A 12,129-nucleotide genomic window follows, 5' to 3' on the forward strand; every position below is an offset into this window, starting at 1 on the left:
GCCCGATGACGCTCGCCACCGCCCTGCTCTTCGCCCTTGTCGCCTTCGCCGCCATCGCCACGCCCGGCCCCACGGTGCTGCTGGCGCTGAGCAACGGCTCGCGCCACGGCGTGCGGCGCGCGCTGCCGGGCATGCTGGGGGCGGTGCTTTCTGACTTCGTGCTGGTCGGCGCGGTGGCCCTCGGCCTGGGCGCGCTGCTGGCGGCGTCGGAGTTCTGGTTTTCGATGCTCAAGTGGGTGGGCGCGGCGTACCTGGCGTGGCTGGGGCTGCGCATGCTGCGCTCCAGGGGCGGACTGCAACTGCCGCTCGCGGACGCCGCCGCCTCGGTCACGGCGCACGAAAGCCGGCGCATCTTCTTCAAGTCCTTCTTTGTGGCGGTGACCAACCCGAAGGGCTACATCTTCTGCTCGGCGCTGCTCCCGCAGTTCATCGACCCGACGGCCGCGCAGGCGCCGCAGTACCTGGTGATTGCGCTGATCTTCGCGGCGCTCGACATGACGGTGATGCTGGCCTATGCCTTCGTCGGCGCCCGGGCGATCCGGCTGCTGACCGTGTCGGCCACGCGCTGGATCGACCGCGCCTGCGGCGGCATGCTGCTGGCGCTGGCCGGCTCGCTGGCGTTCTACCGGCGCAACGCGGCCTGAACCAGCGGGCCTCGGGGGCGGTCCTCGGTCCTCGGTCCTCGTTCAGGCCACGATGTCGATCACGATGCGGCCCTGGGCGTTGCCGGCTTCGATGGCCTCGTGCGCCGAAGTAGCCTGCGCCAGCGTGAAGCGGCGCGCGTCCATCAGCGGCAGCAACCGGCCGGCTTCGGCCAACCGGCTCGCCGCTTCGAGAATTTCGCCGTGGTGCGCTCGGCCGCGGCCCGTGATCATCGGCAGCAGCGTGAACACGCCCGAATAGGTCGCAGCGCGGAACGACAGCGGCGCCAGTTTGTGAGTGCCCCAGCCCAGGCAGCTGACCACATGGCCGCCGTAGCGACGCGCAGCGCTGAAGGAGGCGTCGAGCACCGCGCCGCCCACGGTGTCGTAAACCACGTCGAAGCCTTCGCCGGCGGTGTGCTGCGCGACGTAGTCGTCCACCGAGGCCGTCGTGTAGTCGATCGGGGTTCCGCCCAGGCGGCGGATGGTCTCGGCCTGCGCGGGGCTGCCGGTGGCGAACACCCTGGCGCCCAGCGAATGCGCGAGCTGCACCGCCATGTGCCCGACGCCGCCCGCGCCGCCGTGCACCAGCACCGTCTGGCCGGCCTGCGTCTTCGCGCGGTCCACCAGCCCTTCCCACGCCGTGATGAACACCAGCGGAATGCCCGCGGCCTCGCGCATGCTGAGGTTGTGCGGCTTCAGCGCCAGCAGGTCGGCGTCGACCGCGATGTATTCCGCGAGCGTGCCCTGCAGCCCACCGATGCCGCCGGCCAGGCCGTAGACCTCGTCGCCGCGCCTGAACTTCGTCACGCCCGGGCCGACCGCCTCGACCACGCCGGCCAGGTCCATGCCGAGCACCGAGGGCAGCGGCTGCTGTGCGTGGGCCGCCTGACCGGCGCGGATCTTGGTGTCCAGCGGGTTCACACCGGCGGCGTGGATGCGCACCAGCACCTGGCCCTCGGTGGGTACGGGCCGGGTGAGTTCGGTGATGCGAAAGGGCTGGCCGGCGGCATCGAGCACGGCGGCGCGCATGGTGGGGAGAGACGTTGTCATGGCGGAATTCCTTGGTTGTGGTGAGTCGATGGATCGATTGTTCGATCAACACAACTGCAAGTAAATTGACAGAGATGAAGTCTTATCATTCAAAAATGAATGACAACGCACAGGCTTCCAAACCGCTCGCGCCGATGGAATGGAGCGACATCCGCGTCTTTCTCGCCATTGCCCGCGCCGGCACGCTCATGGCGGCGGCGCGGCAAACCGGCCTGTCGCAACCCACCATGGGCCGCCGGCTGAAGGCGCTGGAGGCCAGCCTGTCGCTCACGCTGTTCCAGAGGACGCCGGACGGCTTCGTGCTCACGGCCGAGGGCGAATCGGTGCTCGGCCACGCGGAGCGCATGGAAGAACAGGCGCTGGCCTTCCAGCGCGAGCTCGCGGGCAGCGGGCAGCAGCTCAAAGGCTCGCTGCGGGTGTCGTCGTCGGACTGGTTCGGCGTGCATGTGCTGTCGCCGGTGCTGGCGGGGTTTCTCAAGCAGCACCCGGGCGTCAGCGTCGAGCTGCTCACCGACGCCCGCCTGCTGAACCTGGCGCGCCGCGAGGCCGACCTGGTGTTTCGCATCCAGCCCTTCGACGAGCCGTACATCCTGCAGCGCAAGCTGATGCACATGCGCTACGCCCTGTATGCCGCTGCAGGCCAGCCGCATCCGGTGGCGGGCGACGGCGAAGGCAGCGCGCTGGTCACGCTCGACAGCGCGTACCGCGACTTTCCCGACATGGCGTGGCTGCGCCGCATGCTGCCCAAGGCCCGCACCGCGTTCGGCAGCAACAACCGCGAGGTGCAGGCGCGCCTGTGCGCCGCCGGCATCGGCCTGGCCGTGCTGCCCGTGGCGCTGGGCGACGCCATGCCGGGGCTGGTGCGCGTGGACCTGGGCGAAGCGCCGCCGGGGCGCGACGTGTGGCTGGGCTACCACCGCGACCTGCGGCGCCTGGCGCGGCTGCGCGCGCTGGTCGAGGCCACCACGCAGGCACTGGCGTCATGAGGGCGCCACCCCGTCGCCGATAATCCCGGGCATGAATCCCTTGCTCTCCAGGTTGCAGCCCTATCCCTTCGAGCGGCTGAAGCAACTGTTCGCGGGCGTCACGCCCAACCCCGAATTCCCCGCCATCAGCCTGGGCATCGGCGAACCCAAGCACGCCACGCCGGCATTCATCAAGGAGGCGCTGAGCGCCAGCCTCGGCGCCCTGGCCGCCTACCCGGCCACCGCCGGGGACCTGAAGCTGCGCACCGCCTTCACCGACTGGCTGCGCACGCGCTACAGCCTGTCGCTCGACCCGTCCACGCAGGTGCTGCCCGTCAATGGCTCACGCGAGGCGCTGTTCTCGCTGGCGCAGACGGTGATCGACCCCACCGTGTCGCCCCCGCCGGTGGTGATTTCGCCCAACCCGTTCTATCAAATCTACGAAGGCGCGGCCCTGCTCTCGGGCGCCGAGCCGTACTACGTGCCGAGCGTGCCCGCGCGCAATTTCGCGGTCGACTGGGACAGCGTGCCCGAGGCCGTGTGGGCCCGCACGCAGCTGGTGTTCGTCTGCTCGCCCGGCAACCCCACGGGCGCGGTAATGGCGCTGGACGAGTGGAAGAAGCTCTTCGCGCTGTCGGACCGCCACGGCTTCGTGATCGCGGCCGACGAGTGCTACAGCGAAATCTATTTCCGCGACGAGCCGCCGCTGAGCGGCCTCGAGGCCTCGGTGCAACTGGGCCGGCCCGACTTCAGGAACCTGATCGCGCTGACCTCGCTGTCCAAGCGCAGCAACGTGCCCGGCCTGCGCAGCGGCTTCGTGGCCGGCGACGCGGCCATCATCAAGAAGTTCCTGCTCTACCGCACCTACCACGGCAGCGCCATGAGCGGCACCGTGGGCGCGGCCAGCATCGCGGCCTGGGGCGACGAGGCCCATGTGGTGGAGAACCGCGCCAAGTACCGCGCCAAGTTCGCGGCGGTCACGCCGCTGCTGGAGCCGGTGCTCGACGTGCGCCTGCCCGACGCCAGTTTCTACCTCTGGGCCGGCGTGCCCGAAGTGTGGGCTGGCGACGACGAGGCCTTCGCCCGCGCGCTCTACGCTCAATACAATGTCACGGTTTTGCCGGGGAGCTATCTGGCGCGCGACACCGACCACAGCGCCAACCCCGGCCGGGGCCGCATCCGCATGGCGCTGGTGGCTGAAACGGCCGAATGCGTCGAGGCGGCCGAGCGCATCGTGCGGTTCGTCAAGGACGGCCGCTGAACCCACGGGCCCACCGGTTGGCCGTCCCGTTTTCCCCTGCACCCATTTTTCACCCGAGACTTTCTCCATGACCCAGCAACTGCAACAAATCATCGACGCCGCGTGGGAAGACCGCGCCAACATCTCGATCTCCGCCGCCCCCGCCGAAGTGCGCGACGCCGTGGAGCACGTGATCACCGAGCTCAACAACGGCAAGCTGCGCGTGGCCACCCGTGAAAGCGTGGGCAAGTGGACGGTGCACCAGTGGATCAAGAAGGCCGTGCTGCTGTCGTTCCGCCTGAAGGACAACGAGCAGATCCAGGCCGGCTCGCTCGGCTTCTACGACAAGGTGCCCACCAAGTTCTCGCACCTGTCGGCCACCGAGCTGAAGGAATCGGGCGTGCGCATCGTGCCGCCGGCCGTGGCCCGCCGCGGCAGCTTCATCGCCAAGGGCGCGATCCTGATGCCCTCTTACGTGAACATCGGCGCCTACGTGGGCGAAGGCACCATGGTCGACACCTGGGCCACCGTGGGTTCGTGCGCGCAGGTCGGCGCAAACGTGCACCTGTCGGGCGGCGTGGGCCTGGGCGGCGTGCTCGAGCCCCTGCAGGCCAACCCGACCATCATCGAGGACAACTGCTTCATCGGCGCGCGCTCCGAAGTGGTCGAAGGCGTGATCGTCGAAGAGAACTCGGTGCTGGGCATGGGCGTTTACCTGGGCCAGAGCACCCCGATCTTCAACCGCGACACCGGCGAAATCTCGTACGGCCGCGTGCCGGCCGGCAGCGTGGTCATCAGCGGCAACCTGCCCAAGAAGACCAAGTCGGGCCAGGACTACAGCAGCTACGCCGCGATCATCGTGAAGACGGTCGACGCGCAAACGCGCTCCAAGACCAGCCTGAACGACCTGCTGCGCGACTGATCGCGCCGCGCTCGGCGCAATCGCTTTTCCCCAGAGAACAACAGCACCCCGAGGAGAGAGACCGATGAACATGATGGAGCGGATTCTTCGCCTGATGGCCGAACGCAAGGCGTCGGACATCTACCTCTCGGCTCACTCCCCGGTGCTGATCCGCATCAACGGCAACTGCGTGCCCATCAACGCGCAGGTGCTGCCGCCCTCGGCACCGCTGGCCCTGCTGGCCGAAGTGGTGCCCGCCGCGCGCATCCAGGAACTGGAAAGCACCGGCGAACTGAACATGGCCGTCGCGCTCGAAGGCGCCGGCAACTACCGCGTGAGCGCCATGCGCCAGCGCGGCAGCTACGCGGTGGTGGTGCGCCACATCAGCGGCACCATTCCGAGCTTTTCCGAACTGAACCTGCCCGACATCCTGAAGACGCTCATCATGGAAAAGCGCGGGCTGATCCTGATGGTGGGCGCCACCGGCGCCGGCAAGACCACCACGCTGGCCTCGATGCTGGACTACCGCAACGAGAACGCCAGCGGCCACATCCTCACGGTCGAAGAGCCGATCGAGTACACCTTCACCAACAAGAAGTCGGTGGTGAACCAGCGCGACGTGGGCAGCGACACCGAATCGATGCACACCGCGCTGAAGAACGCGCTGCGCCAGGCGCCCGACGTGATCCAGATCGGCGAAATTCGCGACCGCGAGACCATGACGGCCGCCATCGCCTACGCGCAGTCGGGCCACCTGTGCGTGGCCACGCTGCACGCCAACAACAGCTACCGCGCGCTCAACCGCATCCTGAGCTTCTATCCGGTCGAGGTGCGCTCCACCCTGCTGGGCGACCTGGGCGGCGCGCTGCGCGCCATCGTGTCGCAGCGCCTGCTGCGCACGCCCGCCGGTGCGCGCGTGCCGGCGCTGGAGGTGCTGCTGAACACCGCGCTGGTGGCCGAGCTGATCGAAAAAGGCGACTTCTCCGCCGTCAAGGAGGCCATGGAGAAGTCGATGGCCGAAGGCTCGCAGACCTTCGAGGAAGACATTGCCCGCCTCGTCATCGACGAGCGCGTGAGCCGCGAAGAAGGCCTGGCCCAGGCCGACTCGCCCACCAACCTCATGTGGCGCCTGCAGAACCGCGCCGCACCCAAGCAGCAAGTCGACGACCGCGCCCTGACGGACCAGGTCGACGAACCCACCTTTACCGACATCACGCTCGACGTGAAGTTCTGAACACCGCCTTTGCGGCTTTTTTTCGATGTCCCGTACCCTCCAGCTCGCCGAACAACTCATCTCGCGCCCCTCCGTCACCCCGGACGACGCGGGCTGCCAACAGATCCTCGGCGAGCGGCTGGCGGCACTGGGCTTCACGCTGGAGACCATCGAGAGCGGCCCGGCCGACTTTCGCGTGACCAACCTGTGGGCGGTGCGCCGCCCCGCGAACGGTGCGGCTGCTACCAGGACGCTCGTGTTCGCCGGTCACACCGACGTGGTGCCCACCGGCCCGGTCGAGCAATGGACCAGTCACCCCTTCACGCCCACGCACCGCGACGGCAAGCTGTACGGCCGCGGCGCCTGCGACATGAAGACCTCGGTGGCGGCCTTCGTGGTGTCCATCGAGGAGTTCTTGCAGGCCGTGCCCGAGCCCCGGCTCACGCTCGCGCTGCTGCTCACCAGCGACGAGGAAGGCCCCGGCGTCGACGGCACCGTGGTGGTGTGCAACGCGCTGGCCGCGCGCGGCGAGGTCATCGACTACTGCATCGTCGGCGAACCCACTGCCGTGGAGCGCTGCGGCGACATGATCAAGAACGGCCGCCGCGGCACCATGAGCGGCAAGCTCACGGTGAAGGGCGTGCAGGGCCACATCGCCTACCCGCACCTGGCGAAGAACCCGGTGCATTCGGTGGCGCCCGCGCTGGCCGAACTGGTGGCGCTGAACACCGCCGGCGGCTGGGACGCGGGCAACGCCTACTTCCAGCCGACCAGCTGGCAGATCAGCAATTTCCATTCGGGCACGGGCGCGAGCAACGTGATTCCGGGCAGCGCGGTGATCGACTTCAACTTCCGCTTCTCGACCGAGTCGACGCCCGAGTCGCTGCAGCAGCGCGTGCACGCCGTGCTCGACGCGCACCAGGTCGACTACACGCTGGCCTGGACCATCGGCGGCCTGCCCTTCCTGACGACGCCCGGCGAGCTGGTCAGCGCGGTGCAGGGCGCCATCCGTGAAGAAACCGGCATCGAGACCGAGCTGTCGACCAGCGGCGGCACCAGCGACGCGCGCTTCATCGCCAAGATCTGCAAGCAGGTGGTGGAGCTCGGCCCGGTGAACGCCAGCATCCACAAGATCGACGAGCACATCGAGGTGGCCGAGATCGAGACGCTGAAGAACATCTACGTGCGCACGCTCAAGCAGCTCGACGCTGCGCTCGCGGCATGAGCACCGTCATCGCACTGATCGAGGCCGGCGCCAAGCGGCTCGAGGACGCCGGCGTGGCCTTCGGCCACGGCACCGCCAATGCCTTCGACGAAGCCGCCTGGCTGGTGCTGTGGCGCCTGAAGCTGGCGCTGGACGACATCGACGCCGTGGCCGACACCCCCGTGTCGCCCGCCGACGCCGCCAAGGTGAGCGCGCTGATCGACGAACGCATCGCCACGCGCAAGCCCGCCGCCTACCTCACGAAGGAGGCCTGGCTGCAGGGTGTTTCGTTCTACGTGGACGAGCGCGCCATCGTGCCGCGCAGCTTCATCGCCGAGCTGATTGCGGACGGCAGCATCGACTACTGGCTCGGCGAGCACACGCAGCGCGTGCTCGACCTGTGCACCGGCAACGGCAGCCTGGCCGTGCTGGCCGCCCTGACCTACCCGGACGTGACCGTGGCCGCGGCCGACCTGTCGACGGAGGCGCTCGAGGTGGCGGCCATCAACGTGACCCGCCACCAGCTGGACGCGCGCGTCACGCTGATCGAATCTGATGGCCTGAAGAACGTGCCCGGCACCTACGACCTGGTGCTGTGCAACCCGCCCTACGTGAACAGCGAGAGCATGGCCGCCCTGCCCGCCGAATACCGCGCCGAGCCCGAACTGGCACTCGCCGGCGGCACCGACGGCATGGATTTCGTGCGCCAGCTGTTCGCCGACGCGCCTGCCCACATGAGCGAGCAGGCCGTGCTGGTGCTTGAAATTGGCAACGAGCGCGATTATTTCGAGGCCGCGTTCCCGCAGCTCGAGGTGGTGTGGCTGGAAACTTCGGCGGGCGAGGACCAGGTCTTGCTCGTGACCCGCGCGGCGTTGAACACATTGAGCGCACCGGGTGCACCGGCCACGTCGCCCACGTTGCCCACGCCGAAGGCCGGCGCCGGCACGCGTTAGCGCCGCCCACCCAAGCCCCCCTGCCGGTTGCCTTGCCGCGGTCTTTGGCCGCGGCTTTCCAGTTTTCCGGGCGATGTCCCCGCGCCTTTGCCCCTTTTCGCCGGGGCCAAAAGTCCGGGCGGGATAATCGCCCCTACGGTTCCTCTTCATGATCACTCTCAAAAACGTCATTCTTCGCCGCAGCGCCAAGAAACTCCTCGACGGCGCCACCGTCAATCTCAACCCGGGCGAAAAGGTCGGCCTCGTGGGGCGCAACGGGGCGGGCAAGTCGTCGCTGTTCGCGCTCTTCAACGGCTCGCTGCACGAGGACGGGGGCGACTTCTACGTGCCCAAGCAATGGCGCATGGCCCAGGTGGCGCAGGACATGCCTGAAACCGACGAATCGGCGACCGAATTCGTGGTTGGTGGCGACACCCGGCTGACCGAGCTGCGCGCCACGCTCGCCTCCATCGAGGCCGCCTACGAAGCCAACCCGGAAGACGCCGACATCGGCATGGAACTGGCGCACGCCTACACCGACCTGGCCGATGCCGGCGAGCACGACGCCGTGCCGCGCGCGCAGGCGCTGATCCTCGGGCTGGGCTTCAAGGCGCACGAGCTCGACGGTGCCGTCAATAGCTTCTCGGGCGGCTGGCGCATGCGCCTGCAGTTGGCCCGCGCGCTGATGTGCCCGAGCGACCTGCTGCTGCTGGACGAACCCACCAACCACTTGGACCTGGACGCGCTCGTCTGGCTCGAGGCCTGGCTGCAGAAGTACGCCGGCACGATGATCGTCATCAGCCACGACCGCGAGTTTCTCGACGCCGTGACCGACGTGACCCTGCACATCGCCAATGCCCAGCTCACGCGCTACGGCGGCAACTACAGCAAGTTCGAGGACATGCGCGCGCTGCAGATGGAGCAGCAGCAGGTCGCGTTCAGCAAGCAGCAGGACAAGATCGCCCACCTGCAGAAGTTCATCGACCGCTTCAAGGCCAAGGCCAGCAAGGCCAAGCAGGCGCAAAGCCGCGTGAAGGCGCTGGAGCGCATGGAGCGGGTCGCGCCGCTGCTGGCCGAGGCCGACTTCACCTTCGAGTTCAAGGAGCCGGGCAACATTCCGAACCCGATGCTGTCGATTGCCAACGCCAGCTTCGGCTACAAGCCCGAAGGCGACGCGGAAGGCGAGGCGCCCAAGACCATCCTGCGCGGCGTGAGCCGCTCGGTGCTGGCGGGCCAGCGCATCGGCATCCTGGGCGCCAACGGCCAGGGCAAGTCGACGCTGGTGAAGACCATCGCGCGCGAAATGGGCGCGCTGGCCGGCGAAGTCACCGAGGGCAAGGGCCTGAACATCGGCTACTTCGCGCAGCAGGAACTCGACGTGCTGCGCCCGCAGGACAACCCGCTCGAGCACATGGTGCGCATGGCGCGCGAACTGGGCAGCGCGGTGAAGGAAGCCACGGGCGAGCAGGCGCTGCGCGGCTACCTGGGCAGCTTCAACTTCAGCGGCGACATGGTCAAGCAGCCCGTGGGCACCATGAGCGGCGGCGAAAAGGCGCGCCTGGTGCTGGCCATGATGGTGTGGCAGCGCCCCAACCTGCTGCTGCTGGACGAGCCCACCAACCATTTGGACCTCGCCACCCGCGAAGCCCTGGCCGTGGCGCTCAACGAGTTCGAAGGCACGCTGATGCTGGTGAGCCACGACCGTGCGCTGCTGCGCTCGGTGTGCGACGAGTTCTGGCTCGTGGGCCGCGGCGTGGTCGCCGACTTCGACGGCGACCTAGACGACTACCAGCGCTACCTGCTCGACGAGGCCAAGCGCATGCGCGAAGAAGCCAAGGTCGCGACGCGCGAAGCCGGCGCGGCCACGGTCGCTGCCGCCGCTGCCGCGGCAGCACCCGCGGCGGCTTCGGCGCCCGCAGCGCCCGCTCCCCAGCAGCGCAAGCAGGACGCCCAGGAGCGCCAGCAGCGCAGCGAGCAGGCCAAGCCGATCAAGCGCGAAATCGCCCAGATCGACGAACGCATGGCCGCCGCCACCATCGAGCGCACCACGCTCGAGGCGCGCATGAGCCAGCCGCTGCCTTCCGCCGAGATTGCCGAAGCCGGCAAGCGGCTGAAGGCCCTGAACGACGAAATCGGCCGCCTCGAAGAGCGCTGGCTGGCCCTGTCGGACCAGCTGGAAACGCTCGCGGCCTGAACCTGAAAAGGGCATTGCATGCCGTCAGCCATCGAACTTGCCGGAGGCGATGAAAAGCTCATTGCCGCGGTGCACCGCAGCCGCCGGCTCATCGGCCGCAAGGCATTGATGGCGGCCGCGGCCAGCGCCGTGCCGCTGCCCGGCATCGACTGGGCGGCCGACGCGGCGCTGCTGTCGCGGCTGGTGCCGCAGATCAGCGCGGAGTTCGGGCTGTCGGTCACCCAGGTCGAAAAGCTCGCGCCGCAGCAGCGCGAGCGCATCCAGAAGGCGGCCACCACGGTGGGCGCCTTGCTGGTGGGCCGGCTCGTGACGCGCGACCTGCTGATTCGCCTGGCCAAGCACGCAGGCGTGCGCCTGACCGCCAAGCAGGCGACCAAGTACGTGCCCATTGCCGGGCAGCTGGTGTCGGCCGCGCTCGGCTATGCGGCCTTGCGCGCGCTGGGCGAGCAGCACATCAAGGATTGCGTGCGCGTCAGCGCCACGCTCGCCCTCGCGCCGCCCGAACCGCACGCGCGCGCCTGAACGCCTCGCGATCGAACAGCACCTGCGCCGCCCAGGCGGCACCGGCCAGTCCGAAGCAGGCCGCTCCGGCTACCGTGGGCCTCGCGGCCAGCAAACCGTAGACCAGCCCGCTGCAAGACAGCAGCGCCAACAGCGCGCACAAGACGCGGTCGAGCCACAGGCCCCGTGAAACGGCGGGGCGCACCCGTCAGTCATTGGGCGATGGAACCCCGAACGCGGGCGCCGGCCGCAGCGCCTGCTCCTTCTGCTCCTTCACCTGCGACTCGTAGGCTGTCAGCAAGGCGACGTAGTGGCGCGACATGACGTCGTTCACCCGTCCCAGGCCGATCTTGCTGACCGTCGGTTGTGGAATTCCAGTTTTCTGCTGGATCTGCTTCTGCGTGAGCCCCATGGCTCTCAACGCCAGTACCAACTCGCGTGGTTTCATGGCCGTCCTCCCTTTTTTTCATATTCTAGAGTCGAATTGGAATATTCTCATGGGCTTAAATCCACGCCATGGAGAGCATAGGAAAACGCGCATTGGCAGCGCGCAAAAACGCCAACATGACGCAGAAGCAGGCCCAGGCCGCCTCGGGCGTCAACCAGTCGAGCATTTCGAAGATCGAGCGTGGCGACACGGTCCGGTCGGCGAACATGCTGGCGCTCGCACGCGCCTACGGGGCCGATCCGCACTGGCTGGACTCGGGCGACGGCCCGCCGCCCTGGGACCCGGCCTACATCGCGCATGCGCGCTACCTGCTCAATGAACCGACGGGCCCGTACCGCGTGTCGCACATACCGCCGGTGAGCCCCGCGTTCAACCCGAACACGCCGGGCACGGTGCCGGTCATCACATGGGAAGACGCGGGCCACTGGGGCGTGCGCCCGGCGTCGCAGCAGAGCAAGCCCGAGCGCTGGATTCCCTGCATCGCGCACCACAGCCTGGACACCTATGCGCTGCGCATGCGAGGCAACAGCATGACCGCCAACAACGGCCAGCTGAAAAGCTACCCGCCGGGCTCCCTGGTGTTCGTCGATACGCGGCTGAAGACACCCGAAGACGGCCAACGCATCATTGCCCGCATCGACGAAACGAGCGAGGTGACCTGCAAGGTGTTCAAGCACGAGGACGGCATGCGCTGGCTGCTGCCGTTGAATCCCCGGCACGACCCGATTCGCGATGCGTTCACCGTGCTGGGCACGGTCATCGGCAAATGGGAAGACGAGGACTGAAAAAGCGAGTGGAAGAGCGGCGCGCCAGCGTCGCAAAAAATCTTCCGCAAAT

At 68.2% G+C, this 12,129-nt stretch carries 12 protein-coding genes; 10 read left to right on the top strand and 2 right to left on the bottom strand.

Features of this window, described 5'->3' with window-relative positions:
- Window positions 1-5: 5 nt before the first annotated feature.
- Window positions 6-644 (top strand): LysE family translocator, encoded by a 639-nt coding sequence (locus QTI51_RS09370; protein ID WP_116907570.1) that lies wholly within the window; start codon window positions 6-8, stop codon window positions 642-644.
- A gap of 42 nt (window positions 645-686) precedes the next feature.
- Here the strand turns inward: QTI51_RS09370 and QTI51_RS09375 are convergent, their stop codons facing one another.
- Complete coding sequence (locus tag QTI51_RS09375; RefSeq protein ID WP_116907569.1) at window positions 687-1,694, bottom strand: zinc-dependent alcohol dehydrogenase family protein; 1,008 nt, start codon at window positions 1,692-1,694, stop codon at window positions 687-689.
- A 95-nt stretch (window positions 1,695-1,789) separates the two neighbouring features.
- On the opposite strand from QTI51_RS09375, the gene QTI51_RS09380 reads away from it, so the two are divergent.
- The 8 genes from QTI51_RS09380 (at window position 1,790) to QTI51_RS09415 (ending at window position 10,865) form a co-directional block, all read left to right on the top strand.
- Window positions 1,790-2,680 carry a LysR family transcriptional regulator gene (locus tag QTI51_RS09380; protein ID WP_286515938.1) on the top strand — a complete coding sequence of 297 codons (891 nt, stop codon included), beginning with the start codon at window positions 1,790-1,792 and terminating at the stop codon, window positions 2,678-2,680.
- A gap of 31 nt (window positions 2,681-2,711) precedes the next feature.
- A complete protein-coding gene (dapC, locus tag QTI51_RS09385; RefSeq protein ID WP_116907568.1) occupies window positions 2,712-3,920 on the top strand; it encodes a succinyldiaminopimelate transaminase in 1,209 nt (402 codons plus the stop codon).
- Between the two features lie 67 nt (window positions 3,921-3,987).
- Window positions 3,988-4,821: a 2,3,4,5-tetrahydropyridine-2,6-dicarboxylate N-succinyltransferase gene (gene dapD, locus QTI51_RS09390; protein ID WP_116907567.1), complete on the top strand. Its 834-nt coding sequence runs from the start codon at window positions 3,988-3,990 to the stop codon at window positions 4,819-4,821.
- A gap of 64 nt (window positions 4,822-4,885) precedes the next feature.
- The gene (locus QTI51_RS09395; RefSeq protein WP_116907566.1) at window positions 4,886-6,034 is read left to right on the top strand and encodes a PilT/PilU family type 4a pilus ATPase; all 1,149 of its coding nucleotides are present in this window, start codon (window positions 4,886-4,888) and stop codon (window positions 6,032-6,034) included.
- Window positions 6,035-6,059: 25 nt separating this feature from the next.
- The gene (gene dapE / locus QTI51_RS09400) at window positions 6,060-7,238 is read left to right on the top strand and encodes a succinyl-diaminopimelate desuccinylase (RefSeq protein WP_116907565.1); all 1,179 of its coding nucleotides are present in this window, start codon (window positions 6,060-6,062) and stop codon (window positions 7,236-7,238) included.
- The gene (gene prmB / locus QTI51_RS09405; RefSeq protein ID WP_116907564.1) at window positions 7,235-8,170 is read left to right on the top strand and encodes a 50S ribosomal protein L3 N(5)-glutamine methyltransferase; all 936 of its coding nucleotides are present in this window, start codon (window positions 7,235-7,237) and stop codon (window positions 8,168-8,170) included. The genes dapE and prmB overlap by 4 nt, the downstream gene beginning before the upstream one ends.
- Window positions 8,171-8,318: 148 nt before the next feature.
- Complete coding sequence (locus QTI51_RS09410; protein ID WP_116907563.1) at window positions 8,319-10,343, top strand: ABC-F family ATP-binding cassette domain-containing protein; 2,025 nt, start codon at window positions 8,319-8,321, stop codon at window positions 10,341-10,343.
- A gap of 18 nt (window positions 10,344-10,361) precedes the next feature.
- The gene (locus QTI51_RS09415; protein WP_116907562.1) at window positions 10,362-10,865 is read left to right on the top strand and encodes a hypothetical protein; all 504 of its coding nucleotides are present in this window, start codon (window positions 10,362-10,364) and stop codon (window positions 10,863-10,865) included.
- A gap of 187 nt (window positions 10,866-11,052) precedes the next feature.
- Here the strand turns inward: QTI51_RS09415 and QTI51_RS09420 are convergent, their stop codons facing one another.
- A complete protein-coding gene (locus QTI51_RS09420) occupies window positions 11,053-11,292 on the bottom strand; it encodes a helix-turn-helix domain-containing protein (protein WP_116907561.1) in 240 nt (79 codons plus the stop codon).
- Between the two features lie 92 nt (window positions 11,293-11,384).
- Between QTI51_RS09420 and QTI51_RS09425 the strand changes: the two genes are divergently transcribed.
- Complete coding sequence (locus tag QTI51_RS09425; protein ID WP_286515937.1) at window positions 11,385-12,077, top strand: helix-turn-helix domain-containing protein; 693 nt, start codon at window positions 11,385-11,387, stop codon at window positions 12,075-12,077.
- Window positions 12,078-12,129 lie beyond the last annotated feature (52 nt).

The organism is Variovorax sp. J22G73 (genome assembly GCF_030317035.1).
GTDB lineage: Bacteria > Pseudomonadota > Gammaproteobacteria > Burkholderiales > Burkholderiaceae_C > Variovorax.